This is a genomic window from Paraburkholderia diazotrophica (assembly GCF_900108945.1).
Taxonomy (GTDB): Bacteria; Pseudomonadota; Gammaproteobacteria; order Burkholderiales; family Burkholderiaceae; genus Paraburkholderia; species Paraburkholderia diazotrophica.
Genome location: NZ_FNYE01000016.1, coordinates 115,865 through 142,719, shown reverse-complemented (window position 1 = coordinate 142,719; position 26,855 = coordinate 115,865). Strand labels below are relative to the sequence as shown.

At 62.0% G+C, this 26,855-nt stretch carries 23 protein-coding genes, 1 other RNA gene and 2 pseudogenes; 5 read left to right on the top strand and 21 right to left on the bottom strand.

Translation table 11 applies throughout. The features are described from left to right. Window positions 1-3: 3 nt before the first annotated feature. Window positions 4-462 (bottom strand): D-aminoacyl-tRNA deacylase, encoded by a 459-nt coding sequence (dtd, locus tag BMW76_RS21115; protein ID WP_090868573.1) that lies wholly within the window; start codon window positions 460-462, stop codon window positions 4-6. Window positions 463-505: 43 nt separating this feature from the next. After that, window positions 506-1,753 (bottom strand): tyrosine--tRNA ligase, encoded by a 1,248-nt coding sequence (tyrS, locus tag BMW76_RS21110; protein ID WP_090868571.1) that lies wholly within the window; start codon window positions 1,751-1,753, stop codon window positions 506-508. A gap of 235 nt (window positions 1,754-1,988) precedes the next feature. On the opposite strand from tyrS, the gene BMW76_RS21105 reads away from it, so the two are divergent. Next, window positions 1,989-3,119, top strand: a complete 1,131-nt coding sequence (locus BMW76_RS21105; RefSeq protein ID WP_090868612.1) for an anhydro-N-acetylmuramic acid kinase — start codon at window positions 1,989-1,991, stop codon at window positions 3,117-3,119. A gap of 115 nt (window positions 3,120-3,234) precedes the next feature. Here the strand turns inward: BMW76_RS21105 and erpA are convergent, their stop codons facing one another. The 3 genes from erpA to rplM all read right to left on the bottom strand — a co-directional run bounded on the left by erpA (window position 3,235) and on the right by rplM (window position 4,677). Beyond that, window positions 3,235-3,600, bottom strand: coding sequence for an iron-sulfur cluster insertion protein ErpA (gene erpA, locus BMW76_RS21100; protein ID WP_090868569.1), 366 nt, complete (start codon window positions 3,598-3,600; stop codon window positions 3,235-3,237). Between the two features lie 244 nt (window positions 3,601-3,844). Then, a complete protein-coding gene (gene rpsI / locus BMW76_RS21095; RefSeq protein ID WP_087739747.1) occupies window positions 3,845-4,237 on the bottom strand; it encodes a 30S ribosomal protein S9 in 393 nt (130 codons plus the stop codon). An 11-nt stretch (window positions 4,238-4,248) separates the two neighbouring features. Further along, window positions 4,249-4,677 (bottom strand): 50S ribosomal protein L13, encoded by a 429-nt coding sequence (rplM, locus tag BMW76_RS21090; protein ID WP_087739748.1) that lies wholly within the window; start codon window positions 4,675-4,677, stop codon window positions 4,249-4,251. Window positions 4,678-5,281: 604 nt separating this feature from the next. Here rplM and BMW76_RS21085 point away from each other — a divergent pair. Next, on the top strand, window positions 5,282-5,704 hold the full coding sequence (locus BMW76_RS21085; RefSeq protein ID WP_090868567.1) for an OsmC family protein: 423 nt from the start codon (window positions 5,282-5,284) through the stop codon (window positions 5,702-5,704). Between the two features lie 87 nt (window positions 5,705-5,791). Here the strand turns inward: BMW76_RS21085 and rnpB are convergent. The 3 genes from rnpB to pyrC form a co-directional block, all read right to left on the bottom strand. Further along, window positions 5,792-6,205, bottom strand: an RNA gene (rnpB, locus tag BMW76_RS21080) — RNase P RNA component class A. 6 nt (window positions 6,206-6,211) lie between these two features. Then, window positions 6,212-7,084 carry a DUF3025 domain-containing protein gene (locus BMW76_RS21075; protein WP_090868565.1) on the bottom strand — a complete coding sequence of 291 codons (873 nt, stop codon included), beginning with the start codon at window positions 7,082-7,084 and terminating at the stop codon, window positions 6,212-6,214. A 39-nt stretch (window positions 7,085-7,123) separates the two neighbouring features. Beyond that, window positions 7,124-8,188 (bottom strand): dihydroorotase, encoded by a 1,065-nt coding sequence (pyrC, locus tag BMW76_RS21070; protein ID WP_090868563.1) that lies wholly within the window; start codon window positions 8,186-8,188, stop codon window positions 7,124-7,126. A gap of 201 nt (window positions 8,189-8,389) precedes the next feature. Here pyrC and BMW76_RS21065 point away from each other — a divergent pair, with 201 nt between their 5' ends. Further along, window positions 8,390-9,295 carry a class II glutamine amidotransferase gene (locus BMW76_RS21065; protein ID WP_090868561.1) on the top strand — a complete coding sequence of 302 codons (906 nt, stop codon included), beginning with the start codon at window positions 8,390-8,392 and terminating at the stop codon, window positions 9,293-9,295. A gap of 34 nt (window positions 9,296-9,329) precedes the next feature. Here the strand turns inward: BMW76_RS21065 and BMW76_RS21060 are convergent, their stop codons facing one another. The 7 genes from BMW76_RS21060 to BMW76_RS21030 form a co-directional block, all read right to left on the bottom strand. Then, window positions 9,330-9,836, bottom strand: coding sequence for a hypothetical protein (locus BMW76_RS21060; RefSeq protein WP_090868559.1), 507 nt, complete (start codon window positions 9,834-9,836; stop codon window positions 9,330-9,332). Between the two features lie 255 nt (window positions 9,837-10,091). Continuing rightward, a complete protein-coding gene (locus BMW76_RS21055; protein ID WP_090868557.1) occupies window positions 10,092-10,817 on the bottom strand; it encodes an amino acid ABC transporter ATP-binding protein in 726 nt (241 codons plus the stop codon). Continuing rightward, on the bottom strand, window positions 10,814-11,491 hold the full coding sequence (gltK, locus tag BMW76_RS21050) for a glutamate/aspartate ABC transporter permease GltK (protein ID WP_087739754.1): 678 nt from the start codon (window positions 11,489-11,491) through the stop codon (window positions 10,814-10,816). The genes BMW76_RS21055 and gltK overlap by 4 nt, the downstream gene beginning before the upstream one ends. Next, a complete protein-coding gene (locus tag BMW76_RS21045) occupies window positions 11,491-12,228 on the bottom strand; it encodes an amino acid ABC transporter permease (protein ID WP_090868555.1) in 738 nt (245 codons plus the stop codon). Before BMW76_RS21045 ends, gltK begins: the two co-directional genes overlap by 1 nt. Window positions 12,229-12,320: 92 nt before the next feature. Next, window positions 12,321-13,214 carry a glutamate/aspartate ABC transporter substrate-binding protein gene (locus tag BMW76_RS21040; RefSeq protein ID WP_090868553.1) on the bottom strand — a complete coding sequence of 298 codons (894 nt, stop codon included), beginning with the start codon at window positions 13,212-13,214 and terminating at the stop codon, window positions 12,321-12,323. Between the two features lie 382 nt (window positions 13,215-13,596). Further along, window positions 13,597-14,889 carry a Glu/Leu/Phe/Val family dehydrogenase gene (locus BMW76_RS21035; protein WP_090868551.1) on the bottom strand — a complete coding sequence of 431 codons (1,293 nt, stop codon included), beginning with the start codon at window positions 14,887-14,889 and terminating at the stop codon, window positions 13,597-13,599. 174 nt (window positions 14,890-15,063) lie between these two features. Next, window positions 15,064-16,020 (bottom strand): LysR family transcriptional regulator, encoded by a 957-nt coding sequence (locus tag BMW76_RS21030; protein WP_090868549.1) that lies wholly within the window; start codon window positions 16,018-16,020, stop codon window positions 15,064-15,066. A gap of 164 nt (window positions 16,021-16,184) precedes the next feature. Between BMW76_RS21030 and purB the strand changes: the two genes are divergently transcribed. Then, window positions 16,185-17,573: an adenylosuccinate lyase gene (purB, locus tag BMW76_RS21025; protein ID WP_090868547.1), complete on the top strand. Its 1,389-nt coding sequence runs from the start codon at window positions 16,185-16,187 to the stop codon at window positions 17,571-17,573. A 99-nt stretch (window positions 17,574-17,672) separates the two neighbouring features. Here the strand turns inward: purB and BMW76_RS21020 are convergent, their stop codons facing one another. From BMW76_RS21020 to edd, 4 genes are all read right to left on the bottom strand, one after another. Continuing rightward, complete coding sequence (locus BMW76_RS21020) at window positions 17,673-18,167, bottom strand: gluconokinase (RefSeq protein ID WP_090868545.1); 495 nt, start codon at window positions 18,165-18,167, stop codon at window positions 17,673-17,675. A 10-nt stretch (window positions 18,168-18,177) separates the two neighbouring features. Then, window positions 18,178-19,539, bottom strand: coding sequence for a GntP family permease (locus BMW76_RS21015; RefSeq protein WP_090868543.1), 1,362 nt, complete (start codon window positions 19,537-19,539; stop codon window positions 18,178-18,180). Window positions 19,540-19,792: 253 nt separating this feature from the next. Beyond that, the gene (eda, locus tag BMW76_RS21010) at window positions 19,793-20,434 is read right to left on the bottom strand and encodes a bifunctional 4-hydroxy-2-oxoglutarate aldolase/2-dehydro-3-deoxy-phosphogluconate aldolase (RefSeq protein ID WP_090868541.1); all 642 of its coding nucleotides are present in this window, start codon (window positions 20,432-20,434) and stop codon (window positions 19,793-19,795) included. A 19-nt stretch (window positions 20,435-20,453) separates the two neighbouring features. After that, window positions 20,454-22,364 carry a phosphogluconate dehydratase gene (edd, locus tag BMW76_RS21005; protein ID WP_090868539.1) on the bottom strand — a complete coding sequence of 637 codons (1,911 nt, stop codon included), beginning with the start codon at window positions 22,362-22,364 and terminating at the stop codon, window positions 20,454-20,456. A gap of 293 nt (window positions 22,365-22,657) precedes the next feature. Between edd and BMW76_RS21000 the strand changes: the two genes are divergently transcribed. After that, a complete protein-coding gene (locus BMW76_RS21000) occupies window positions 22,658-23,497 on the top strand; it encodes a MurR/RpiR family transcriptional regulator (protein ID WP_090868537.1) in 840 nt (279 codons plus the stop codon). A 283-nt stretch (window positions 23,498-23,780) separates the two neighbouring features. Here the strand turns inward: BMW76_RS21000 and BMW76_RS20995 are convergent. Together BMW76_RS20995 and BMW76_RS42960 are read right to left on the bottom strand one after the other, a co-directional pair. Further along, window positions 23,781-26,168 (bottom strand): annotated as a pseudogene (locus tag BMW76_RS20995) (YadA family autotransporter adhesin); the annotation flags it as partial. Between the two features lie 360 nt (window positions 26,169-26,528). After that, a pseudogene (locus BMW76_RS42960) lies at window positions 26,529-26,663 on the bottom strand (ESPR domain-containing protein); the annotation flags it as partial. Window positions 26,664-26,855 lie beyond the last annotated feature (192 nt).

Sequence of the window (26,855 nt, the reverse complement as noted above, 5' to 3'; positions counted from 1 at the left end):
CGCTCAGGCGCGCGTCTGCAGCCAGAACGTGACGGGCCCGTCGTTGACGAGCGACACCTGCATGTCGGCGCCAAATTCGCCCGTTTCGACGACGGGATGCTTCGCGCGCGCCGCCGCGACGAAGTAATCGAAAAGGCGCTTGCCCTCGTCGGGCGGCGCGGCGGGCGTGAAGCTCGGACGCAGGCCGCTCTTCGTGTCGGCCGCGAGCGTGAACTGCGAAACGAGCAGCAGCCCGCCCGCTCGGCCCGCACCGTCGATGTTCTGCACGGAAAGATTCATCTTGCCCGCGGCGTCGCTGAACACGCGGTAGCTGAGCACCTTCGCCAGCAGCTTGTCGGCGATGGCGTCGGTGTCGCCGCGTTCGGCGCACACCAGCGCGAGCAGGCCCGCGTCGATTGCGCCCGTCACACGGTCGCCGACGCGCACTTCGGCGCGCCGCACGCGTTGAATCAGCGCGATCATGCGGCCAGCGTCCGCTGCGAACGGCCGAGGGTTGCGCGAATCATCACGCCGACAGCGTCACGCGCGCAAAGCGGCGCTTGCCGACCTGCACGACAAATTCACCCGCTTCCACCTTCAGCGCCTTGTCCGACACGGTCGCGCCGTCGATCTTCACGCCGCCCTGCTCGATATTGCGCAGCGCTTCGCTCGTCGACGGCACCAGACCCGCCTGCTTTAGCAGTTGGCCGATCGCAAGCGGCGCGCCCGCGAGCGACACCGATGGAATGTCCTCCGGCACGCCGCCCTTCGCGCGGTGGTTGAAGTCTTCCAGCGCGCGCTCGGCGTCGGCCTGCGAGTGAAAGCGCGCGACGATTTCCTGCGCGAGCATCACCTTGAAGTCGCGCGGATTGCGCCCGCCTTCGGCTTCGCGCTTGAACCCTTCGATTTCCGTCATCGGACGGAACGAGAGAAGCTCGAAGTAGCGCCACATCAGCAGGTCGGAGATGCTCATCAGCTTGCCGAACATCTCGGTCGGTTTTTCGCTGATGCCGACGTAGTTGCCCTTCGACTTCGACATCTTCTCGACGCCGTCGAGCCCTTCGAGCAGCGGCATCGTCAGAATGCACTGCTGTTCCTGGCCGTACTGTTTCTGCAGTTCGCGGCCGACGAGCAGATTGAACTTCTGATCCGTGCCGCCGAGTTCGAGGTCCGCGTTCAGCGCGACGGAGTCGTAGCCCTGCATCAGCGGATACAGGAATTCGTGGATCGAAATGGGAATGCCGCTCTGGAACCGCTTCGTGAAGTCTTCGCGTTCGAGAATGCGCGCGACCGTGTAGCGCGACGCGAGCTTGATCATGCCGTCGGCACCGAGCGGCATCGACCATTCGCTGTTGTAGCGGATTTCGGTCTTTGCGCGGTCGAGCACGAGCGCGGCCTGCTCGAAGTACGTCTTCGCATTCGATTCGATCTGCTCGCGCGTGAGCGGCGGGCGCGTCGCGTTGCGGCCGGACGGATCGCCGATCAGCGACGTGAAATCGCCAATCAGGAAAATCACCGTATGACCGAGATCCTGCAACTGGCGCATCTTGTTCAGCACGACGGTGTGGCCGATATGGATGTCGGGCGCCGTGGGATCGAGACCGAGCTTGATGCGCAGCGGCGTGCCCGTGGTCGCGCTCTTCGCGAGCTTTTGCGCGAACTCCTCTTCGATCAGCAGTTCGTCGACGCCGCGCTTCGTGATTTCCAGCGCGTGGCGGACTTCGTCGGTGATCGGATAGGCGGAATTGGGCTTGTCGGTGGACTCGGTGCTCATGCTGGAACGGGAGATCGCAAAAAGGGAGATTGTCCCATAGATGCGAGACATTGCGCCCCCATCTCACGCGAAACGCGCCCAACTCACGTCGCAATCCGGCGCGTGGGGAGACGTCACGCGCTCGTGCGCAACCCGACACGGTTGTTTTGCGGCGCAGCATTGAGAGACAATCGTCGTGAGCGGCGCACCCGAGGCGCCCGTGATGCGCGACGAACGACGATGGGAGGAGCAGAGCGTGGCGAAAGACACAGCAGACGGCGTGTATTTCGGATTGATGTCGGGCACGAGCATGGACGGTGTCGATGGCATCGCCGTCGAATTCGCGAAGGGCAAGGCGCCCGTCGTGCGATCCCAGGCTTTCGTGGGCTTTTCGGAGGGCCTGCGCGACGCGTTGTTCGCCCTGCAGCAGCCCGGCGACAACGAAATCGAGCGGGAGGCGCTGGCCGCGAATGCGTTGGCCGCGCGCTACACAGTGTGTTGCCACGAACTGCTGCGCGCGGGCAACCTGTCCGCCGCCGACGTTCGCGCGATCGGCGTGCATGGACAGACGGTGCGGCACCGCCCCGAAAAGGGCTACACGCGGCAGATCAACAATCCGTCGCTGCTCGCGGAAATGACGCATATCGACGTGATCGCCGATTTCCGAAGCCGCGACGTCGCGGCGGGCGGCCAAGGCGCGCCGCTCGTGCCCGCGTTCCACGCGACGGTTTTCGGCGCACAGAACGAGACACGTGTGGTCTGCAATCTGGGCGGGATCAGCAATATCACGATCCTGTCGGCGAACGGTGCCGTGCGCGGCTTCGATTGCGGCCCCGCGAACGCGCTGCTCGACGAATGGGCACACCGGCATCTGCGCAAGCCATACGACGAGAACGGCCAGTTCGCGGCGACGGGCCAGGTGCATCGTCCGCTGCTCAATGCGTTTCTCGATGAGCCGTTTTTCGAGGCGCAGCCGCCGAAAAGCACGGGCCGCGACCTGTTCAATGCCGAATGGCTCGACGCGAAGCTGCAGGGATTCACCGACGTAAGCCCCGCCGACGTCCAGGCGACGCTGGTCGCGCTGACGGCCGTGACCGTCGCGCGCGAGATCGAGCGCCATGCGTCCGATTGCAAGGCCGTATATATCTGCGGAGGCGGCGCACGGAATCCGGAAGTGATGAAAGCGCTGGAGGGCGCGCTAGCCGAAAGCGGCTGCAGCGGCGTGCCCGTGCTGACAACGGACGCGCTTGGTGTGCCTCCGCATCAGGTGGAGCCGCTGGCGTTTGCGTGGCTGGCGATGCGCTGCGTGGCGCGCGAGCCGGGAAATTTGTCGTCGGTGACGGGCGCGGCCGGCGAGCGTGTGCTGGGCGCAGTTTATCCGCGCTGATCCGTTGTTCGCATTGTGAAGAGTTTCCGCAACGGCAAGGCGAAGCCGAAGCGGGAAATAAAAAACGGGGCCGCGGCCCCGTTTTTTATGCAACTTGCGCGAAGTACGGTGTCGATTACACCGAGAACGACGAACCGCAACCGCAGGTGGTGGTCGCGTTCGGGTTCTTGATCACGAACTGGGCGCCGTTGATATCGTCCTTATAGTCGATCTCCGCGCCGACCAGATACTGGTAGCTCATCGAGTCGATCAGCAACTGGACGCCGCTCTTGTTCATCACGGTGTCGTCTTCGTTGATCGCCTCGTCAAACGTAAAGCCATACTGAAAGCCCGAGCAGCCGCCACCCTGCACGAACACGCGCAGTTTGAGGTCCGGGTTGCCTTCTTCGTCGATCAGTTGCTTGACCTTTTCTGCCGCTGCGTCGGTAAAGACGAACGGGCCCGGCATCTCGGTCACAGGGGTGTCGGTCACTGCGTTCATACGAACTCTCCAAAATAGCTTCTAGCCACTATTGTATTGCTGATCCCCATATCGTGCTAAAGCCCATGAAATCAATAGGTTCTTAGGCGGAAAGAAGCTGGGGCGAAACTGTAAGCCATATCCTCGCACAGCCGCGAGCGATGCGAGCCATCCTCACGGCGAAAAACAAAAAAGCCGCCTTCGCATGCGCGTTGGCGGCTTTTTGTTGCAGGCCCTGCCTGAAAACAGAGCCGGCACGAAGCGATTAACGCTTCGAGAACTGCTTGCGGCGACGTGCCTTGTGGAAACCGACCTTCTTACGCTCGACTTCACGTGCGTCACGCGTCACGAAGCCTGCGTTCGACAGAGCCGGCTTCAGCGTCGCGTCGTAGTCCATCAGCGCGCGCGTGATGCCGTGGCGAACCGCGCCTGCCTGACCCGTTTCACCGCCGCCCGACACGTTGACCTTGATGTCGAACGTCGAAGCGTGGTTCGTCAGTTCCAGCGGCTGACGCACGATCATCAGCGAGGTTTCGCGCGAGAAGTACTCGGAGATGGGCTTGCCATTGACGACGATGTCGCCCTTGCCTGCCTTGATGAAGACACGTGCAACGGCGCTCTTGCGGCGGCCCGTACCGTAATTCCAGTTACCGATCATGTGGGCTCCCCTTAGATCTCGAGCGCCTTCGGCTGTTGTGCCGAGTGCGGATGCGTTGCGTCTGCGTAGACCTTCAGCTTCTTGATCATCGCGTAGCCGAGCGGGCCCTTCGGCAGCATGCCTTTGACCGCCTTCTCGAGCGCGCGGCCCGGGAAGCGTTCCTGCATCTTGCCGAACGTCGTTTCATAGATACCGCCCGGGTAGCCCGAGTGGCGATAGTACTTCTTGTCCGTGGTCTTGTTGCCCGTGACCTTCAGCTTGCCGGCGTTGATAACGATGATGAAATCACCGGTGTCGACGTGCGGGGTGAACTCAGGCTTGTGCTTGCCGCGAAGACGGTGTGCCACTTCGCTGGCGACACGGCCGAGAACTTTATCCGTCGCGTCAATCACGTACCATTCGCGCGTCACCTCATGGGCTTTTGCGGAAAACGTCTTCATGATCGATCCAAAAAATAGTGCTGCGCCCTGTGTTTTTTCCTGCTTGTAAGTGCGCATCGAGGCGCGTGCAGGCTCTCCCTGTTCTTCCTCCGCGGGCACGAATGCGGAAAAACCATGAATTATAAAGGAATTTGCCGCGAGGAGTCAAAACATCCGGAGCAATTGGAAAGTGGGGACGAAAAAAAGCCCGAACTGGCGGTTCGGGCTTAATCCACCTTAGGAGGAGGGTGGAGGAGACATGCGGAGGTTGTCGAAATGCGACAACCAATGAGCAGATTATATGGGCAACGCTTGTGCAACGCAAGAGCATTTGCGATGCGAAATTCTATTTCATGATATGGAATTCACCCGGCGATACGTAAGCTCCGAGCAACTTATTTAAAAACAGCTAGTTAGCTATCAACAGTGGAAACCTCCTTCAAACGAAACTAGAGCGGATCGACCAATTCTGTCCGTGCTACCCCTTACGTGCCCAGCATGACGCAGTGCAACATACAACTGCTGTCTGGCATAAGCTGCTGCCGATGTCGCTCAGGGCGAGCCATCATCTATAGGGCTACAATGATGCGTTTCTCATTCAAGGCAAGCGAGCCGGAGTACACGCATGGAATGCAAAGTCAACTGGATGGGTCAGGACGGCATGGCATTTGCCGCCGAAACGGGCAGCGGCCATCTCGTCGCCATGGACGGCGCGCCGGAAGGCGGCGGCCGCAATCTGGCGCCGCGCCCGATGGAAATGGTGCTGCTCGGCACGGGTGGCTGCACGGCGTACGACGTCGTGATGATCCTGAAGAAGAGCCGTCAGGAAATCGTCGGCTGCTCCGTGACGCTGAAAGCCGAGCGAGCCAGCGAGGACCCGAAGGTCTTCACCAAGGTCCACTTCCATTTCACGGTGACGGGCAAAAACCTGAATCCGGCCACCGTCGAACGCGCGATCAACCTGTCGCACGACAAATACTGCTCGGCGTCGATCATGATCGCGAAGACGGCCGAACTGTCGCATTCGTTCGATATCGTCGCGGCCTGAGTCCGAGTCCACGGCTAGACATAGCCAAGCAACGTTCAAAAAGAAAAATGCCGGCGTCCCAATGGACGCCGGCATTTGTCGTTTGAGCGGCAAAGCGGGCCGATAAGCCGGATTCTGTGCACGCGACGCGCCCGAAAACGCCTCACGCGTGGCAGCCATTCCTCTAGGCGCGCCATTGCTGACGCGCTCAAGCTTCCTACCCGCAGACGAGACGGGGGCCCCGTCCTGCATCGCGAAGATGCGCGCCTGCCTACTTGGAATTGCTCCGGGTGGAGGTTACCGTGCCGGTCTGCGTCGCCGCAGCCGCGGTGCGCTCTTACCGCACCGTTTCACCCTTACCTGATCCCGGCTTGCGCCGGGCCATCGGCGGTTTGCTTTCTGTTGCCCTGTTCCGCGTGTCGCCACGGATGGCCGTTAGCCATCACCCTGCCCTGTGGAGTCCGGACTTTCCTCGCCCTCGCCGGCCGAAACCGTCGAGGCCGCGACTGCCTGACCTGCTTTGCAACTTCATATTTTACCATCCGGCGTCACGCCCGACCGCCTTCCGCTGCGAAACACGGCGGCATCGTCATAGAACGACGGCTTTTCGTTCTCCGCCCACCAGCCAGGGATGCCGAGCACGGGGAGCGGCGCGAACATCTTGCCGCTGAATTCGCTGCCTTCGATCAGCGCACGGGCGACTTTCTCGTCCAGAAACGCGTCGCGGACAGCGCGCGTCCACGAGAAATACGCGAAAGGCACGTCGACGATCCACGCATGCCCCGTGCAGGCCTTGTACGGCGTGACGAGCTTTTCCAGAAGCGCATGCCCGAAACAGCGCACCTCGCAGCGCTCGCCCCACGCCGCGCGGTTGTCGATGAACAGCGTCTTCCAGTCGAAGGACCGCAGTGCCGTGCACAGTTCACGCTCGGCGCAAGCGAACAGCACGGCATTCTCGTCGAACAGCGTCAGCGCGTCGCGCATGCCGCCGCGCGTCGGGCCGACACCCAGCGCATCGACGGCCGCCGACCCGCGCGCGCTCAGCGCGGCCTTGATGCGCGGATACTGGAACCACATCAGCGCGTTGAAAAAATCGTGCAGATTGTGGCGCGTGGGCACGCAGCCTGTCGCCGCGATATGGGCTTCGTAAGCCGTGTCGGGAGGCAAATCCTCTTGCGGGATGAAGGCGAGGCGCTTTCCGCGCCCCGTTGTCTGTACCGTCGACGCGGCGTCGGCGTTCATTTCTCGCAGTTGGTCCACCGCGCTGCGCGAGGCAGCCTGTTGCCAGCGCATGCCGCGCGCCGCGACCTGCGCGAACCACGGCCGCGACCAGTCGATATCCGCAAAACCCGGCGCGGCGCGTTTTAGCGCGCCGCCCGGCACAACGATGTCACGCGACATTCCGTCAGCCAGCCTTAAAACGAACCGTCGAATGAACCGTCAAACGAGCTGCCAGCCGATCGCCTCGCCGCCACGCAGCGGCACGACGGGGGTATCGCCGGCTGCGACTTCCGACGGCAGCGTCCATTGCTCGCGGCGCAGCGTCACCTTCTCCTCGCTGCGCGGCAGACGGTAGAAATCCGCGCCATGAAAGCTGGCAAAGCCTTCGAGCTTGTCGAGCGCGCCCGCCTTGTCGAAGGCTTCCGCGTATAGTTCGAGCGCGTGCAACGCCGTATAGCAACCTGCGCAGCCGCACGCATGCTCCTTCAGGCCCTTCGGATGCGGCGCGCTGTCCGTGCCGAGGAAATAGCGCGGATTGCCCGACGTCGCCGCCTCGACGAGCGCCACACGATGCGTTTCGCGCTTGAGCACAGGCAGGCAGTAGTAATGCGGGCGAATGCCACCCTGGAAGATCGCATTGCGGTTGTACAGCAGGTGATGCGCGGTGATCGTCGCGCCGAGCAGTTCGGGCGGCGCACCGGCATCGCGGATGTACTCGACGGCATCCTTGGTCGTGATGTGCTCGAACACGACCTTGAGCGCGGGGAAATCGCGGCGCAGCGGCGTCATCACGCGATCGATAAACACCTTTTCGCGATCGAACAGGTCAATCGACGAATCCGTCACTTCGCCATGCACGAGCAGCGGCATGCCGACTTCCTGCATCATGTCGAGCGTCTTCGCGCATTTGCGGATGTCCGTAACGCCCGCGTCCGAGTTCGTCGTCGCGCCCGCCGGATACAGCTTCACGCCATGCACGAAACCGCTTTCGCGAGCGCGGCGGATTTCCTCGGGCGGCGTGTTGTCGGTCAGATACAGCGTCATCAGCGGCTCGAACTTCACGCCCGCCGGAATCGCCGCGACGATGCGCTCGCGATAGGCGCGCGCCATCTCCGTCGTCGTGACGGGCGGCTTCAGGTTCGGCATGATGATCGCGCGGCCGAACTGGCGCGCGGTATGCGGCAGGACGGCGGCGAGCATCGCGCCGTCGCGGACGTGCAAATGCCAGTCATCAGGACGGGCGAACGTGAGGGTATCGACGGAAGCAGCGGTAGATGCAGTCATGGCGGGGAGTCACGAGCGGCCGGTTCGGCAAACAACGATTAGCGGCAGAAAATGGCGAGGTCTTTGTACAAATGCAGCCAAAACACTCGTCAATTTTGCGTTTTGCCCTTTCTGGCTCGGTGATATGCTTGGAAAATCATCATTGTAACGGGTTGGCTCATCCGGGCTCATACCCCGTTCATAAGGCTCGTCTTCCGCATCATGTGCCAACTACTCGGAATGAATTGCGCCGCGCCCACGGACGTCACGTTTTCGTTCACCGGCTTCGCAGCGCGCGGCGGCGTCACCGACCACCACTCCGACGGCTGGGGCATCGCCTTCTTCGAGGACAAGGCCTGCCGCCTCTTTATCGACCACCAGTCGTCGGCCACGTCGCCGATCGCCGAAATGGTCAAGCGCTATCCGATCAAGTCGAAAAACACGATCGCGCATATCCGCAAGGCGACGCAAGGGCACATCGTGCTCGAGAATTGCCATCCGTTCATGCGGGAATTGTGGGGACGCCATTGGATCTTCGCGCACAACGGCGATCTGCAGAACTACAGCCCTGTGCTTTCGGGCGTCTATCAGCCTGTCGGCAGCACGGATAGCGAGCTCGCGTTCTGTGCGCTGCTGCAAGGCTTGCGCAAGGCGTTCCCCACTTCGCAGCCTCCGCTCAACGAACTCTTTGGCGCGCTTGAATCGCTGACGCGCGAGATCACCCAGTTCGGCGTGTTCAACTTCCTGATGTCGAATGGCCAGGCGCTGTTTGCGCACTGCTCGACGCATCTGCATTACCTCGTCCGCAGCTGGCCGTTTTCGACGGCGCACCTGGTGGACGCAGACGTTTCAATCGACTTCGCCAAATACACGACGCCCGAAGATCGCGTCGCGGTCATCGCCACGCAGCCGCTCACCGATAACGAAGTGTGGACTGCCTTCGAGCCCGGCGATCTGCTGATGTTCCAGCATGGCGAAGTGATTGCGCGCGCCAATGTGCCCGTGCCGCCGGCCGTGCTGGAAAAGGCGCGCAATCCTGCCTGCGATCCGAGCGCGTCGGCGAGTATGCTGCCCGCCGCCACGGCACTCGACCTCGAATCCGACGACGCCGCCGCATACGAATCGTAATCGGCTTGACGTGCCGGGGTAGCAACGGCTGTCGTTACTTCTTGCCCGCCTTGCCGCAACGGCCGGTGCATCCCTGTTCGCCGGCCGACTCTTCCGGCTGTGGTGTGTCTGCCGTGCAGATCAGCGAACGCAACACGGCGGGACAACTCAAGCCGCCCGTCGCGAGCTGCGCTGCCAGGTCCTTTCCGGCGGAATGCGGGCCGCAATCGCACAGCTTGTTGCGGCAGACCTCCAGACTGGCAGCAAGCGCACTCGCGCTCAGCGGATCGGCGTAGTTGACAACGGGAATGTCCAGAAAAAGCCGCCTCAACGGTGAGCCTTTCGCTATGACCACGCCATCCTTCATCAGGCGTTCCGCGATCTGAAGGGCCTCCCTTTCCAGCGTCCGTACAAACAGTTCGGATAACTGATGTTTAGGCGCGTGACGAGAAATCCAAAGACGCGCCGACTCGGAGAATTGTTCCGCGGTCAGCCATTTTCCTTCCAACTGCATCGATACCAGCTCGTGAACGACCATGTCGCTCAGCAAAAACACTTTCATGGATTGTCTCTTGTCGATCGAAAACGAATCACGGGACGCGCGCCGCTTATCGTCATCGAATTTTTCGCCCCAAGCTTATGCTTATTTCAGCATTCCTCACATGAGACGATTCCGATTAACCACCATGACAATGAACGATATTTCTAACGTTTTGGCCAACAACTTAATCAGCAAAAACGGACTACCAAGCAATTGTAGATATATAAAAAAAGCCGCTTCCGGGGAAGCGGCTTTACCTGCATTCGATACTTAAACTTAATGCAGAATTTTCGCGAGAAAATCCTTTGCGCGATCAGACTTCGGATTTGCAAAGAAGTCTTCCTTGCGGTCGTCTTCGACAATGAGGCCCTTGTCCATGAAGATCACGCGATGCGCGACCTTCTTGGCAAAGCCCATTTCGTGCGTCACGCACATCATCGTCATACCTTCCTGCGCGAGTTCGACCATCACGTCGAGCACTTCGTTGATCATCTCCGGATCGAGTGCCGACGTCGGTTCGTCGAACAGCATCGCGATCGGGTCCATCGACAGCGCCCGCGCAATCGCCACACGCTGCTGCTGACCGCCCGACAGTTGCCCCGGGTACTTGTCCGCATGCGCGCGCAGGCCGACGCGGTCGAGCAGCTTCATGCCCTTCGTGGTCGCTTCTTCCCTCGAGCGGCCGAGCACTTTGGTCTGCGCGAGCGTCAGGTTCTCGGTGATCGACAGATGAGGAAACAGCTCGAAGTGCTGGAACACCATGCCGACCTTCGAGCGCAGCTTCGACAGGTTCGTCTTCTTGTCGGTCAGCGACTGGCCGTTGATCACGATGTCGCCCTTCTGGAACGGCTCGAGGCCGTTCACGGTCTTGATGAGCGTCGACTTGCCCGAGCCCGACGGGCCGCACACGACGACCACTTCACCCTTTTTCACTTCTGTCGTGCAGTCGGTCAGCACCTGGAACGGGCCGTACCACTTCGAGACATTCTTAATGGAGATCATCTTGCGACCTTTTTCTGAAGACTTTTGACGAGGCTCGACGCGACCACGCAAATCACGAAATAACACGCACCGGCGAACAGTACCATCTCGACGTTCGTGCCGTCACGATCGCCAATATTCGTGGCCGTGCGGAAGAAGTCGGCGAGGCTGATCACGTAGACGAGCGACGTATCCTGAAAGAGCACGATGGCTTGCGTCAGCAGCAGCGGCACCATCGCGCGGAACGCCTGCGGCAGCACGACGAGGCGCATCGCCTGCGCGTAGTTCATGCCGAGCGCGAACGACGCATTCACCTGCCCGCGCGATACGGCCTGAATGCCCGCGCGGATGATTTCCGAGTAGTACGCGGCTTCGAACAGCGAGAACGCGACCATCGCCGAAGCGAGACGGATGTCGATGTCCGCGGAAAGTCCCAGCACGTTTTGCAGCACCTGCGGCACGATCAGGAAGAACCACAGCAGAACCATCACCAGCGGGATCGAGCGGAAGAGCGTCACATAGAGCTTCGCGAACCACTCGAGCGGCTTGAAAGACGACAGCCGCATGATGGCGAGCAGCGTGCCCCACACGATGCCGATGACGATCGCGAGAATTGTGATCTTCAGCGTGACGACAGCACCCGTCCACAGTGTCGGCAGCGCGCCCGGAATGCCGCTCCAGTCGAAATGATGCATCACTTGCCTCCGATGTAGCCAGGCAGCCGGCTCTTGTGTTCGACGATACGCATCAGCGTCATCACGATCAGATTGATGAGCAGATACGCCACGGTGACGGCGATAAACGACTCATACGTCTGCGCCGTGTAGTCGACGAGCTGGCGCGCCTGCGCGGACAGATCGAGCAGGCCGATGGTCGATGCGACGGCGGAGTTCTTGAAGATGTTCAGAAACTCGGACGTGAGCGGCGGCACGATGATCCGGTACGCGACGGGCAGCAGCACGTAGCGGTACGTCTGCCATTGCGTGAAGCCGAGCGCGAGCCCCGCGCCGCGCTGGCCGCGCGGCAGCGCGTTGATGCCCGAGCGCACCTGCTCGCATACGCGTGCGGCCGTGAAGAGCCCGAGACAGATGATCGACGACGAGAAGAACTGCGTGCCCGGCGGCAGTTGCTTGAACCATGTGCCGATCGAAACGGGCAGCAGTTCCGGTATCACCAGATACCAGATGAAGAACTGCACGATCAGCGGGATGTTACGGAAGATGGCGACGTAGACGGTGCCGATCGCGGCCGTCCTGTTCGGCACCGTGCGCAGCACGCCGAACAGCGACCCGACGATGAGCGCGATCACCCACGCGGAAAGCGAAACGGTGACCGTCACCCATAGGCCGGACAGCAGCCAGCCGAGATAGGTGGTCGGCTCGCCGGTGGAAACCGGACTTAGCAGAATGCCCCAGTTCCAGTGGTATGACATGACGAAGACTCCAACAAAAAGAAACGGAAGAAGCGCCTGCCCCTTCCGTTCTGTTCAACACGTTGACTGATCAGCTAACGGTTGTTCGAGGGTTAGTCGATTGCCTTGTCGTTCGGTGCCTTGTACAGCGTCTTCATGTCGTCGCTTTCCGGGAAGGCCAGGTTCAGGCCCTTCGGCGGAATCGGCGATTCGAACCACTTCTTGTAGATCTGCGATGCGTCGCCCGACGTCTCGACCTTCGCGATCGCATCGTCGACGACCTTCTTGAATTCCGGATCGTTCTTGCGCAGCATGCAGCCGTACGCTTCATGCGATTGCGGCGTGCCGACGATCACGAAATCGCCCGGGTTGTTCGACTTCGCGCGCTCGCCCGCGAGCAGCGCGTCGTCCATCATGAACGCAGCGGCACGGCCCGTCGACAGCGTCAGGAACGATTCCCCGTGATCCTTCGCGCTGATGATGTTCATGCCCATGTTCTTGTCCTGATTCATCTTGCGAAGCAGGCGCTCAGACGTCGTGCCAGCCGTCGTCACGACGGTCTTGCCCTTCAGGTCCGCCCAGTCCTTGATACCCGAATCCTTCTTCGTCATCAGGCGCGTGCCGATCACGAAGATCGTGTTCGAGAACGCGACCTGTTGCTGGCGCTCGGCGTTGTTGGTGGTCGAACCGCATTCCAGATCGACGGTGCCGTTCTGCACCAGCGGAATGCGGTTTTGCGACGTGATCGGCGTCAGCTTGACCTTCAGGTTCGGCATGTTTAGCTTCTGCTTGACGGCGTCCACGACCTTCAGCGCGAACTCCTGCGAGTAGCCCACCACGTTCTGCTTGTCGTCATAGTACGAAAACGGGATCGACGATTCGCGGTGACCCAGCGAAATCACGCCCGTGTCCTTGATCTTCTTCAGCGTGCCGGCGTCCTGCGCTTGCGCGCCTACCGTGAACAAACCCAGAGTCGCGAGAACGAGCGCAGCTTTTTTAACCTTCATTTGTGATCTCCTTGGCAAGAACCGGCGCCAGTTTATATCAGTAATTATTCTGAAAGTATGGTTGTTAACCATGTTTCCGCGTGCAGTGTTGCATAAAGCCACCATTTGCGCGACACAGCGTCGGTATTGGCTTGCAGCGGCTCGACGCGATGATGCACGCGTCATTAGATGCGTCGTTTTTGCCGGTCAGATCCAACTCTTTCCGGCATCAACTGCGCAAAAGCGGACGGCACCCGGAGATGCCGTCCGCCCGCTATTCTGCGCGAGTCCGTGGAATCGCGCAGACAAAGACATGGGTGAAACGTTTGTTGCGAGGCGCCTGTCTTCATGACAGGCGCCGTGCGCGGCCAGGTATCCGACAGGACCGGGCCGCGCCGCTGTATCAGGGATACAGGCCGCGCATTTCGCGCGCTTGCAGAATGCGCTTGCACGCGACGATAAACGCCGCCGTACGCACCGATACCTTCTGCTCGCTCGCCACTTGCCACACGGCTGCGAACGCTTCGCGCATCACGCGCTCGAGACGCTCGTTGATCTCGTCTTCTGTCCAGAAGAAGCTCGAGAAGTCCTGCACCCACTCGAAGTACGAGACCGTCACGCCACCCGCATTCGCAACGACGTCGGGGATCACGAGGATGCCCTTGTCGTGCAGGATGTCGTCGGCGGCCGTCGTGGTCGGGCCGTTTGCGCCTTCGACGATGATCTTCGTGCGAATCTTGCCGGCGTTCTTTTCGGTGATCTGGTTTTCAAGCGCAGCCGGAATCAGGATGTCCGACTCGACCGTCCAGAAGTCATCGTTCGCAATCTTGTCCGCTTCCGGATAACCGCCGACGCCGCCATGCTTCGCGACGTAATCGAGCAGCGCAACTGCATCGATGCCCGATTCCTTGTACAGCGTGCCCGTGTGATCCTGCACGGCAACGACCTTCGCGCCCGCTTCCTGATACAGACGCGCCGCGATGCCGCCCACGTTGCCGAAGCCCTGCACGGCAATGCGCGCACCTTCGATGTCCATGCCGATGCGGCGAGCCGCTTCGCAGCCGACGACGAACACGCCGCGGCCCGTCGCCTCGCGACGGCCGAGCGACCCGCCGAGCGTTATCGGCTTGCCTGTCACGACGCCCGTCGACGTCTGGCCCTGGTTCATCGAGTACGTGTCCATCATCCACGCCATGATCTGCTCGTTCGTGTTCACGTCCGGCGCGGGGATGTCGGTGTTCGGTCCGATGATGATGCCAATCTCGCTCGTATAGCGGCGCGTCACGCGCTCCAGTTCGCCGCGCGACAGCGTGCGCGGATCGACGCGGATACCGCCCTTCGCGCCGCCGTACGGCACGTTCACGGCAGCGTTCTTCACTGACATCCACGCGGACAGCGCCATCACTTCCGACAGCGTCACGTCCTGGTGATAACGCACGCCGCCCTTGCCCGGACCGCGCGATACGTTGTGCTGCACGCGATAGCCTTCGAAGTGCGCCACGGTGCCGTTATCGAGTTCGATCGGGCAATCCACGATGAGAATGCGCTTCGGTCGCTTCAGCGTTTCGAGCCAGCGCGACAGCGAGCCGAGATACGGCGCGACGCGATCGACTTGACGGAGATAGTTGCCCCAGGGGCCGAGATCGTCCTGATGAAGGTAGGACGGGATGGACTGCACATTTGCCGCGGTAGACATGAACGCTCCAGCGTTTTATCGGGTGACGCCATTGTCGAAAAAAAGCGCCGAACGGGTCCAATGCCGATTGTTCATCCGGTTATGTCTTTCTTGCATAACGCTGGGAAAAGCGCAAATGCGTGTCGCAAGGGTGTATTCGCACGCGTTCTCGCCTGGGCGTGGTGTCGGTGAACGTTACTTCGAGCCTTGCGCGAGTTCCGCGCTCACGACGTCCCACAACGCGCGCACGAGTTGCTGGCGCGCGTCGTCGGCTTGCGCCGCGAGCTTGTCGCGATAGAGGCGGATTTCCATCGTCAGCGTGAGCTGGCCTTGCGGGACGCCGCGCGATGCGCGGTCGAGGCGTATCAATCTGCCATCGGCGACGGCATCTTCGACGGCGCTATGCGGCAGGAACGCGACGCCGTGTCCGGCGAGCGCCATCGCCTTCAGTCCTTCGGCCATGTCGGTCTCGTACACGCGATCGAGATAGAGACGCCCCGGCGCGGTCGCGAAGATCACTTCCGTCATGCGGCCCAGATACGCGTTCGGCGTGTACGAGAGGTACGGCGTCGGCGCGTCGGGCGTGCCGGGCAGCGTGTAGCGCGGGCGTCCGCCTTTGCCCGGCGCGGAGAACGGACTGATCGACTCGATGCCGAGCGTCAGCATGTCGTAGCGCGCGGGATCGAGCGCGACAGGATGGCTCGGATGGTGATAGCCCATCACCAGATCGCAGCCGCCCTCGACCAGCGACAGCACGGCATCGTGAACGTTCAGCGCGCGCAGCCGCGTGTGGATCGGGCCGAGCTGCGCCTCGATGCGTTGCAGCCAGCTCGGAAAATACGTCAACGACAGCGTATGCGGCACCGCGAATTCGATCGTCGCGGCGGGTGTCGCCGTGTGGCCGCGAAGCAGCGTGCGCGCCTCGTGGAACTGCGAGAGCATCGCCAGTGCCTGCTCGTAGAACACCTGGCCCGCTGCCGTCAGGCGGGTCGGGTAAACCGAACGATCGATCAGTTCAGTTCCGAGCCACGCCTCCAGCGCCTGAATGCGCCGCGAAAAGGCGGGCTGCGTGACGTGCCGCAGCTCGGCCGAGCGGCTGAAGCTGCGCGTCTCCGCGAGCGAAACGAAGTCTTCGAGCCATTTCAGTTCCATAGCGACTCAGTGCCCCAGCAATGACAGAAAGCCCGCATTTTAGCGGCGTCGCGCGCGCAAGAGGCGAGGCACGCGTCGGGCCGCATGTCCTAAAGTGGTAAAATTCGCGGTTCTCCCCGCTGATATCTGTCACCCGATTCTTCACCGTTGCTGCCCCTCCCATCATGTCCGACACTCGCCCCGACACCCTCTTCGCGTTGACCGCCCTGTCCCCGCTCGACGGCCGTTACGCATCGAAAACCGAAGCCCTTCGCGACTGGCTTTCGGAAGCCGCATTCATGCGCCATCGCGTGATGGCGGAAATTCACTGGCTGATCGCGCTGTCGCACGCAGGCTTCGCCGAAGTGCCGCGCTTCTCCGAAGCATCGGAGCAATTCCTGCTGCAGCTGGTCGAGCGCTTCACCGCGCATGACGCCGCGCGCATCAAGGAAATCGAGCGCGTGACGAATCACGACGTGAAGGCCGTCGAGTACTGGCTGAAGGAATCGGTGAAGGGCCAGCCGGAACTGGAGCGCGCAAGCGAATTCATCCACTTCGCGTGCACGTCCGAGGACATCAACAACACATCGCATGGCCTGATGCTCGCAGGCGCGCGCGAACATGTGATCCTGCCGGCGCTGCGCTCGGTGCATCAGCGTCTCGTCGCGCTCGCACATGCGCAGGCCGATCAGCCGATGCTCTCGCGCACGCACGGCCAGCCCGCGAGCCCGACCACGCTCGGCAAGGAAATCGCGAACGTCGCGGCTCGGCTATCGCGCGCGATCGAGCGCATCGCGAAAGTCGAGCTGCTCGGCAAGATGAACGGCGCCGTCGGCAACTTCAATGCGCATCTGTCGGCGTATCCGGAATTCGACTGGGAAGCGTTCTCGAAGCAAGTCGTCGAGCAGCGCCTGAAGCTGACGTTCAATCCGTACACGATCCAGATCGAACCGCACGACTACATGGCCGAGCTGTTCGATGCGGTTGCGCGCGCAAACACGATCCTGCTCGATCTCGACCGCGACGTGTGGGGCTACATTTCGCTGGGCTACTTCAAGCAGAGGACGAAGGCGGGCGAGATCGGCTCGTCGACGATGCCGCACAAGGTCAACCCGATCGACTTCGAAAACTCGGAAGGCAACTTGGGCCTCGCCAACGCGACGCTGCGCCATCTCGCCGACAAGCTGCCCGTTTCGCGCTGGCAGCGCGACCTGACGGACTCGACGGTGCTGCGCAATATCGGCGTCGCGTTCGGCTACGCGCTGCTTGCGTATGACGCGCTCAATCGCGGCCTCGACAAGCTCGAAGTGAATCCGCAGCGTCTGAACGAAGACCTCGATGCGACGTGGGAAGTGCTCGCCGAGCCTGTGCAAACGGTGATGCGCCGTTTCGGCATCGAGAACCCGTACGAGCAGTTGAAGGAACTGACGCGCGGCAAGGGCATCACGCGCGAGGCGCTGCAGACGTTCATCAACGGCCTGTCGATTCCAGCCGATGCGAAGGAACGTCTGCTCGCGATGACGCCCGCATCGTACATCGGCAAGGCAGCTGAACTGGCGAAGCGGATCAGCTGATCCGCTTGCTCGCTGCACGCATCGCCCGACGATGCGGATATGAAAAAGGCGCCTGCGAAGGCGCCTTTTTTACGACTGCTGCATGTGCAGACTCACGCGTTATCGCAGCTTGATCTTCGCGAGCGTCTCATCGACGATCTGTTCCGGCGTCAGCTCGATGCTCACCGTAATCGCTTCGTCCTCGCCCGGCTCTTCCAGCGTATCGAGCTGGCTTTGCAGCAGCGACGGATCGAAGAAATGCCCGGTGCGTGTCTGCAGACGCTGCGCCAGCAGTTCACGCGTGCCCTTCAGATACACGAAGCACACATCCTTGTCGCCATCACGCAGGATGTCGCGATACGAGCGCTTGAGCGACGAGCACGTGAACACGGCCGTCTCGTTCGCCTGCTGCTTTTCCTCGATTGCGGCACGGATCGTTCTGAGCCACGGCCAACGGTCTTCGTCCGTCAGCGGGATGCCGCGGTGCATCTTTTCCTTGTTGGCGGCGCTGTGAAACGCGTCGCCATCGGTGAAAGCGCAGTTGAGCCGCTCCGCCAGCAATTCGCCAATGCGGGTCTTGCCGGCACCCGACACGCCCATCGCGATCAGAATCATTTGAAACTCCTTACAGGACCGCCGCCAATGCGAAGGTCAAACCGAGGCCCATCAGCGAAATGATGGTTTCGCAGAGCGACCACGTCTTGAACGTCTGCCCCACCGTCATTCCGAAATACTCCTTGATCAGCCAGAAACCGCCGTCGTTCACGTGCGAGAAAATCAGCGAGCCCGAACCCGTCGCGAGCACCAGCAGTTCCGGCTTCACCTGGACGCCGCTCGCGGCTGCGATCGGCGCGACGATGCCGCAGGCCGTCGTCATTGCAACCGTCGCGGAACCCGTCGCGAGACGGATCAGCGCCGCGACGAACCAGCCGAACAGCAGCGGCGACAGGTGCGCCGCCGTCGCCGTTGCGACGATTTCCTTCGAGATGCCGCTGTCCATCAGCACGCGTCCGAAACCGCCACCCGCACCGACGATCAGCGTAATGCCCGCGATCGGCGCCAGACAGTCGCCGCAGAACTTCTGGATCTGCTCGCGATTGAAGCCGCGGCTCGCGCCGAACGTCCAGAAGCTCACCAGCACCGAGATCAGCAACGCGACATCCGACGTGCCGATGAACTTCAGCAGATCGTTCGGCGTCGTTTTCGGCGCAAACACGAGATCCGCCCAACTGCCGATCAGCATCAGGATCACGGGCAACAGAACCGTGAAGAGCGTGATGCCGAAGCCGGGCAGATCGCGCGTGCCCGCCTCGTGCTCGACGTCGACGAATTGCGCGGCGAGCGGATTGTTATTCGCGAGCTTGACCTGACGATGGATCAGCAGCGCAAACAGCGGACCCGCCACGATGGCCGTCGGCACACCGACGAGCAGACCGTATGCGATCGTGCGACCGATATCGGCGTGATACGCCTGCACGGCGAGCAGCGCGGCCGGGTGCGGCGGAATCAGACCGTGCACGACGGAGAGACCTGCGACCATCGGCAGGCCGATCAGCAGCAGCGATTTACCCGTGCGCTTCGCGACGTTGAAGGCAATGGGGATCAGCAGCACGAAGCCGACTTCGAAGAACACCGGCAAGCCGACGATGATTGCGACGAACATCATCGCCCAGTGGATATTCTTTTCGCCGAACCAGCGGATCAGCGTGGTGGCGATGCGCTCGGCGCCGCCCGACTCGGCCATCATCTTGCCGAGCATCGTGCCGAGGCCCACGACGATCGCGATATGGCCCAGCGTGTTGCCATTGCCGGTTTCGAACGACTTCACGATCGTGCCCGCTGGCATGCCGACGGCAAGGCCCAGCAGCAGCGACACGATGATCAGGACGAGGAACGGATAGACCTTGAAGCGCGTGATCATCAAGATCAGCACTGCAATGGCGATCACGGCGTATATCAGCAGCATGCTGCCGTGGACAGCTTCCATGAAGCTCCTCCTTTGCTTTGTTGGTTTGAGTTGCAAGTGCCGTTGCACTCGCCCGCTTCCGGATGCTGAAACGCCTTCAAGAGAGGCGTATTAGCGGACGCTGAATTTTACTGTCTGTTGACGTTCGTGGCGCGCGAAGTCCCCGCGCAACAAACAAAAAGCCTCGCCGCTAAAGCCTTTCAAGGCTAAAACGGCGAGGCTGTGTCATTGCATCGAGGCTCTTACGCGCTTCGTCAAAACGCGATGCTGCGAATCAATGCGCGGGCGCGGCCAGTTCGCTTGCAGCGTGTGCGAGGCGCGTGACTTCGTCCCAATTCTGCGCGGCGAGCGCCGCCTTCGGCGTCAGCCACGAACCGCCGACGCACACGACGTTCGGCAGCGCGAGGAAATTGGGCGCCGTTTCCGCCGTGATGCCGCCCGTCGGGCAGAACTTCAGCGTCGGGAACGGGCCGTGGAACGCCTGCAGCATCGGCACGCCACCCGCCTGCTGCGCCGGGAAGAACTTGACGATTTCATAGCCGAGTTCCAGCGCGACGATGATGTCGCTCGGCGTCATCACGCCGGGCAGCAGCGGCAGACCTGCATCCTGTGCGGCCTTGTGCATCTCTTTCGTGAGGCCCGGCGACACGCCGAACTGCGCGCCCGCCTTCTTCGCCTGCTCGCAGTGCTCGGGCCTCGTGATCGTGCCGACACCCACGACGATGTCTTCGGCAAGCTGGCTCGCGCGCTCGATCGCCTTGATGCCGGCGGGCGTGCGCAACGTGATTTCGAGCACCTTCACGCCGCCTGCGTGCAGCGCGCGCGAAACGTGTTCACCCTGCTCGACGGTATCGAATGCGAGGACGGGAATCACCGGACCCAGGCGGACGATTTCGCTGACTGTTTTCGACGTCATCTTCAGACTCCTTATCGCTTCATTTCTGCATTACGTGACTGGCTTCGCTCGACACGGCGCCTGCCGCTTGACCTTCGCGCTGCGCTGCGTGCGGCTCTTCGCCGACGAGCGGCCCGAACACCGACGCGCCCAACTCCGCGGGCGCCGCCGCCGAGCGGAACACGCCGAACAGCTCGCGACCGAAGCCCACTTCGTTTTCCGCCTGATGCTGCGACACGGCAATCGGACGCGCAGCCCATTCGGCATCTTCGATTTCGACGTCGAGCACGCCCGCTTCCGCGTCGATGACGATCGTGTCGCCCGTGCGCACCTTGCCAAGTGGGCCTTGCAGCAGCGCTTCCGGCGACACGTGAATGACGGCGGGCACCTTGCCCGATGCACCGGACATCCGGCCGTCCGTCACGAGCGCGACGTGGAAACCTTGATCCTGCAACACCCCGAGCAGCGGCGTCAAACGATGCAGTTCGGGCATGCCGTTTGCGCGCGCGCCCTGGAAGCGCACGACGGCGATGAAGTCGCGCTTAAGCTCGCCGTTGTCGAAGGCTTCCTGCACGGCCTCCTGCGAATCGAATACGATCGCGGGCGCCTTCACCATGCGATGCTGCTTCGCGACGGCCGAAATCTTGATGACGCCGCGCCCGAGCTTGCCCTGCATCAGGCGTAGTCCACCGTCCGGCTGGAACGGCTCATTGATGGCGCGCAGCACTGCCGTATCCTGGCTTTCGGTGACGCCGGGCACCCACGTCAGCTTGCCGTCGAGCAGCTTCGGCTCTTCCGTGTAGCGCGCGAGGCCCTTGCCGGCGACGGTGTTCACATCGTCGTGCAGCAGGCCGCCTTCGAGCAGATTGCGGATCAGGAACGCCATGCCGCCCGCCGCGTGATAGTGGTTCACGTCGGCCTTGCCGTTCGGATAGACCTTGGCCAGCAGCGGCACCGACGCCGACAGCGTATCGAAATCGTCCCAGTCGATGATGATGCCCGCCGCCCGCGCAATCGCGACGAGGTGCAGCGTGTGATTGGTGGAACCGCCCGTCGCCAGCAAGCCGACGATGCCGTTGACGATCGCCTTCTCGTCGATCACATGACCGATCGGCATGTACTGGCCGCGCTCGACGGTGAGGTCGAGCACACGGCGCGCGGCTTGTGCAGTCAGCGCATCGCGCAGCGGCGTATGCGGATGCACGAACGCCGAGCCCGGCAGATGCAGGCCCATGATTTCCATCAGCATCTGGTTGCTGTTGGCCGTGCCATAGAACGTGCAGGTGCCGTGGCTGTGATACGCGGCGGCCTCGGATTCGAGCAGCGCGTCGCGGCCGCATTGGCCTGTGGCGAACTGCTGGCGCACTTTCGCCTTGTCGTCGTTCGACAGACCGCTCGTCATCGGGCCGGCGGGCACGAAGATGGTCGGCAGATGGCCGAACTGCAGCGCGCCGATCAGCAGGCCCGGCACGATCTTGTCGCACACGCCGAGGCACAGCGCCGCGTCGAACATGTTGTGCGTGAGCGCGACGGCCGTGCTCATCGCGATCACTTCGCGCGAGAACAGCGACAGTTCCATGCCCGCGTTGCCCTGCGTGATGCCGTCGCACATCGCGGGCACGCCGCCCGCGAACTGCGCGACGCCGCCGCTTTCGCGCGCGGCGGCCTTGATGACGTCGGGAAAATCCTTGTACGGCGCATGCGCCGAAAGCATCTCGTTGTACGACGAGACGATGCCGATATTCGGCTGGCGGATCTGCTTGATGACGAGCTTGTCGTTGCCCTCCAGACCGGCAAAGCCGTGCGCGAGGTTCGCACAGGACAGCGCGCCGCGCGCCGGGAACTTGCCCTGCGCCTTGTCGATGCGCGACAGATAGGCGTCACGCGTAGGCTTGCTGCGCTCGATCACGCGCTTCGTGACTTTCATCAGTTGCGAATGCGGGGAAACCATCGATGCTCCTTCGTCGCTGGCTCGCGCGCATGCGCGCTTGCGCCAGATTGATATCGCGGGGAACGGCGTGGGACGCCGGCACTCGGGATATTAGTAGAAAAACTACATGTGCACAATGTTGCAGTTGCTGAATCTGCCGAACGATCGAATTCACGTGTGAGCCTTACGTGTCGGAGTTTTGCAAGTTCACCGCTCGCATCAGGGTAATCACCTACGGTACAAATGTAGTTTTTGTACCTTATTTATCTGTCAGCTATAGTCCACACATTCTTCAGCATAGTGCGAGATTCCCGATGATGCTGTCCCAGGTGGAGGCGATGCGCGACCAGTTGCGCCCGTCCGAACGCAAGCTCGCCGACTACGTGATCGAAGCGCCGCGCGAAGTGCTCGATCTGTCGATGACGGAGGTGGCCGCGCGCGCCGGCGTGAGCCAGCCGACCATCGCGCGCTTCTGTCACGCGCTCGGCTTTTCCGGCTTCCGCGAGTTCAAGATACGGCTCGCGCAAGGCATAGCAACGGAGGTGCCCGCCGTCTATCGCGACGTTCGGCCTGACGAGCCGGCGCCCGGCGTCGCCGCGAAGGTGCTCGACCGGACGATCGGCGCGCTGATCCAGGTGCGCAACAATCTCTCGACTGACAGCGTGGCGGCCGCGATCCAGCTGCTCGCACACGCGAAGCGCATCGAGTTCTACGGCGCGGGCGGCTCGGGCATTGCCGCGCTCGACATGCAGCACAAGTTCTTCCGGCTCGGCATGCCGAGCGTCGCGTATTCCGATCCGCATACGTTTCTGATGTCGGCGGCGTTGCTGGGCGAAGGCGATGTCGTCGTGGCGATTTCGAACACGGGCCGCACGCGCGACATCATCGATGCGGCGAAGTCAGCGCTCGCGGCGGGCGCGAAAGTGATCGCGGTCACGCATGGGAACTCGCCGCTGGCGCGGATTGCGTCGATTGGCCTGTTCGCCAATGTCGACGAAGACACCGACATCTTTTCACCGATGACGTCACGCACGTCGCATCTCGCGATCGGCGATATCCTGGCGGTCGGTGTGGCGCTTCAGCGAGGGCCGGATCTGGCGGAAAAACTGGCCGGCGCGAAGGATCTGATCGCGCAGCGAAGAATCGTGACGTAGCGGAGCACTTGCGGTCGTTGACGTGTGGCCGTTTAACGGACTCGCGCTGAGTAGCGACGAGGGTGCATCGTGTTCGCGTTTGCGTGTCCGTTTCGGTGGCGATCGCGAATGCCGGCGCACCGCGGACGTGTTCTCCGGGACGAAGCCGCGTAGAGCGCGTCGAACTGATCGCGCGGATGAGTTGCAAAATGAAAAACGGGCTCCCGAAGGAGCCCGTTTCGGTTTGAAGCGCATTGCTTGCGAAGGCTGCGCTCAGGTGGCCGATACTGCACCGCCGTCGCGCTCACTTCCCGATGCTTACCACTGATACGACGCACCGGCACCGACCGTCGTGCCCTGCGCGCTGATGCCTGCTCGTCACCGTGTTATTGACGTTGGCGACGTTGTTGTTGGTGTTGGCCAGGTTGTTCGCAACGTTCGAAACGTTGTTCGATACATTGCTGATGTTGTTGTTCAGCTTGCCCAGCGCCGTATCGACGGTGCCGAACGCCATACCGATGTCCGTCTTGGCGCCCGCCGTGCCGTCGATCGTGTTTGCGTTCGTCAGCGCATAGCTCGGCGCGCTGATCGCACCGGTGGTCGAGTTATAGGTCGAGCCGCCGCCCAGCGTCGTCGCCGTCGTCGTGCCTGCCTGGTTGACCTTCGCGTCTTCTGATTGCAACTGGCTCACATTCACCGCGTCCGTGCCGTTCAGACCGGCTGCGACGTTCGTGATGCGACGCTCCCCGCCCACAGTGCCCATCGATATTTCGCCTGCAGCCGTGGCAGCCGACAAGGTACCGCTGCCCGGGTTGTAACCCGACGTGGCAAGCGTCGCGGAGTTGGCGACCGAGTGGTAGCCGAGTGCCACCGAGTTCGTCGTCGTGGCATTCGCGCCCTCGCCGAGCGCCGTCGAGTTGTTTGCCGTTGCGTGGGTGAACGCACCCAATGCCGTGGACTGGTCGCCCGTTGCCCACGATTGCGAACCTATTGCCGACGCATAGTTGCCCGACGCGGTCGAACTCGTGCCGATAGCGTCGGTCGCCCAGTTCGAAGCCGTCGCCCAGGTACCCAGTGCCAGTCCCTGTGAGGTCGACGCGTCCGACTTCCCGGCAACGCTGCCATAACCGATTGCGATATTCGCGCCAATACTGTTCGAATATGCGCCATACGCCGTCGCGCTTCCACCAATCGCAATGGCGCCCGGGTTGTTGGTTGCGCCCACTGCCGTCGTCGCGTTGTTGCCGATCGCCACGTCCGACGCGAGAGCGGCCGTCGCTGCCGGGCCAACCGCCACGGAGTTGGCGCCCGCAGCCGACGAATCGGCCAGCGTCGAGTTCGCGTGGAAGTACTTGATGCCCGCGCCGTTGCTGATGTTGTTGTTCAGTTTGCCCAGAGCAGTATCGACGGTACTGAACGCCGTACCGATGTCCGTCTTCACGCCCGCCGTGCCATCGATCACATTCGCGTTCGCGAGCGCATAGCTCGGCGCGCTGATCGCACCCGTGGTCGAGTTGTAGGTCGAGCCGCCACCGAGCGCCGTCGCCGTCGTCGTCCCTGCCTGGTTGACCTTTGCGTCTTCCGACTGCAACTGGCTCACGTTCACCGCATCCGTCGCCGCCGAACCGGCCGCCACGTTCGTCACGCGGCGCTCCGAACCCGCCGCGCCCACCGACACTTCACCGTTTGTCGCCGATGCCGTGCCCGACAGCGTGGCATTGCCCGGGTTGTAGCCCGCCGCCGAAAGGTTCGCTGTCGTCGTCGAGCTCGCGCCTAGCGCCACCGAATTCGTGGTCGATGCAGTCGCGTTTTGGCCCAGCGCCACCGCCTGATCGCCCTTAGCGTTCGCATAAAGGCCCACCGCGGAAGAGCCGTACCCTGAGGCAATAGCGCCATACCCGAGCGCCGAAGCGGCCTGACCGCTAGCCGTCGCTGTAGGGCCGGCAGCCAACGAATCGACACCGCTTGCGACGGAATCACCGGCCGTCGAGTTCGCGTGGAAGTACTTGATGCCGCCGCCGTTGACGATATTCGTCACCGTGTTGTTGATATTGGCGACGTTGTTGTTAGTGTTGGCAAGATTGTTCGCAACGTTCGAAACGTTGTTCGAAACATTGCTGATGTTGTTGTTCAGCTTGCCAAGAGCAGTATCGACGGTGCTGAACGCCGTACCGATGTCCGTCTTCGCGCCCGACGTGCCGTCGATCGAATTCGCGTTCGTGAGCGCATAGCTCGGCGCGCTGATCGCACCGGTGGTCGAGTTATAGGACGAGCCCCCGCCCAGCGCCGTTGCTGTCGCCGTGCCTGCCTGGTTGACCTTCGCGTCTTCCGACTGCAACTGGCTTACGTTCACGGCATCTGTCGGGTTCAGACCCGCCGCCACGTTTGTAATGCGACGCTCCGCGCCCGACTTACCCACCGACGCTTCACCGCCCGCCGCAGTCACAGCCGACAGCGTGCCACTGCCCGGGTTATAGCCTGCCGTGCCCAGCGTCGCCGAATTAGCGACCGAGTTTGCGCCCAAGGCCACCGAGTTAGACGTCGCGGCAACTGCATTGGTACCTAGCGCAACAGCCGAAGCGGCAGATGCCGTCGAACCAGCGCCTACGGCAGTCGCGCCTGTACCCGAGGCCGTAGCCGAAGTACCTATTGCGGCGGCGCCAAAGAATGACGCGAGCGAATTGTCACCGATTGCAGCCGCAGAGTTTGCACTTGCGGTCGCACTGTTGCCAAACGCTGACGCAAAAACCCCACTGGCACGTGCATCGGAGCCGACAGCGGTCGCACCGCCCGCTGTCGCATTGGTACGCACACCAAGTGCAACCTGATCCCAGTCACCGGACGTTGTGCCCTTCCAGGTCGTACCGCTTCCCGCCCCGCCGGCGGTTGCGGTCGAACCGATCGCGATCGAACTCGTCCCGGTTGCGTTCGCGCAGTAAGTACTAATAGCTCCGTCAATGGCGATAGAAGATCCAGTACCCGTGTTTGCACAACCGCCCAGGTTCTCGCCCGGCCCTGAGTTGGCAAGCGCGCTTCCACTAGCCAAAACCCCGCCAACAAACAACACAGCGCATGCACCGACCAGGCTGCGACCACGCGCCTTTTTCCCTTTTGCCCTGGCCGTTTCAGCCGCTGCCACGAAAGTGCCCGTCTTCTCACACCAGACACTTCTATACGTCTTGTTCATCTGCAATCCTAAGCGAATTAAATTTTGGTGGACCCGGCGAGTCCGTTCGACTGTCGGCAACTCAGACCGATTCGATGTACGCGACGGAGTTGGCGCGCCATCTCAAATTTCCCGTCATGCTGAGGATGAACTTTAGAGATACCGAACTGCGTCATGAATAAGACCAGTCTTAATTCATGCGTCCAACCATGC

Coding starts and splice junctions, on each gene's coding strand:
- dtd (WP_090868573.1), bottom strand. CDS start 462: ATGATCGCGCTGATTCAACGCGTGCGGCGCGCCGAAGTGCGCGTCGGC.
- tyrS (WP_090868571.1), bottom strand. CDS start 1,753: ATGAGCACCGAGTCCACCGACAAGCCCAATTCCGCCTATCCGATCACC.
- erpA (WP_090868569.1), bottom strand. CDS start 3,600: ATGAACGCAGTGACCGACACCCCTGTGACCGAGATGCCGGGCCCGTTC.
- rpsI (WP_087739747.1), bottom strand. CDS start 4,237: ATGATCGGTAACTGGAATTACGGTACGGGCCGCCGCAAGAGCGCCGTT.
- rplM (WP_087739748.1), bottom strand. CDS start 4,677: ATGAAGACGTTTTCCGCAAAAGCCCATGAGGTGACGCGCGAATGGTAC.
- BMW76_RS21085 (WP_090868567.1), top strand. CDS start 5,282: ATGGAATGCAAAGTCAACTGGATGGGTCAGGACGGCATGGCATTTGCC.
- BMW76_RS21075 (WP_090868565.1), bottom strand. CDS start 7,084: ATGTCGCGTGACATCGTTGTGCCGGGCGGCGCGCTAAAACGCGCCGCG.
- pyrC (WP_090868563.1), bottom strand. CDS start 8,188: ATGACTGCATCTACCGCTGCTTCCGTCGATACCCTCACGTTCGCCCGT.
- BMW76_RS21065 (WP_090868561.1), top strand. CDS start 8,390: ATGTGCCAACTACTCGGAATGAATTGCGCCGCGCCCACGGACGTCACG.
- BMW76_RS21060 (WP_090868559.1), bottom strand. CDS start 9,836: ATGAAAGTGTTTTTGCTGAGCGACATGGTCGTTCACGAGCTGGTATCG.
- BMW76_RS21055 (WP_090868557.1), bottom strand. CDS start 10,817: ATGATCTCCATTAAGAATGTCTCGAAGTGGTACGGCCCGTTCCAGGTG.
- gltK (WP_087739754.1), bottom strand. CDS start 11,491: ATGCATCATTTCGACTGGAGCGGCATTCCGGGCGCGCTGCCGACACTG.
- BMW76_RS21045 (WP_090868555.1), bottom strand. CDS start 12,228: ATGTCATACCACTGGAACTGGGGCATTCTGCTAAGTCCGGTTTCCACC.
- BMW76_RS21040 (WP_090868553.1), bottom strand. CDS start 13,214: ATGAAGGTTAAAAAAGCTGCGCTCGTTCTCGCGACTCTGGGTTTGTTC.
- BMW76_RS21035 (WP_090868551.1), bottom strand. CDS start 14,889: ATGTCTACCGCGGCAAATGTGCAGTCCATCCCGTCCTACCTTCATCAG.
- BMW76_RS21030 (WP_090868549.1), bottom strand. CDS start 16,020: ATGGAACTGAAATGGCTCGAAGACTTCGTTTCGCTCGCGGAGACGCGC.
- purB (WP_090868547.1), top strand. CDS start 16,185: ATGTCCGACACTCGCCCCGACACCCTCTTCGCGTTGACCGCCCTGTCC.
- BMW76_RS21020 (WP_090868545.1), bottom strand. CDS start 18,167: ATGATTCTGATCGCGATGGGCGTGTCGGGTGCCGGCAAGACCCGCATT.
- BMW76_RS21015 (WP_090868543.1), bottom strand. CDS start 19,539: ATGGAAGCTGTCCACGGCAGCATGCTGCTGATATACGCCGTGATCGCC.
- eda (WP_090868541.1), bottom strand. CDS start 20,434: ATGACGTCGAAAACAGTCAGCGAAATCGTCCGCCTGGGTCCGGTGATT.
- edd (WP_090868539.1), bottom strand. CDS start 22,364: ATGGTTTCCCCGCATTCGCAACTGATGAAAGTCACGAAGCGCGTGATC.
- BMW76_RS21000 (WP_090868537.1), top strand. CDS start 22,658: ATGATGCTGTCCCAGGTGGAGGCGATGCGCGACCAGTTGCGCCCGTCC.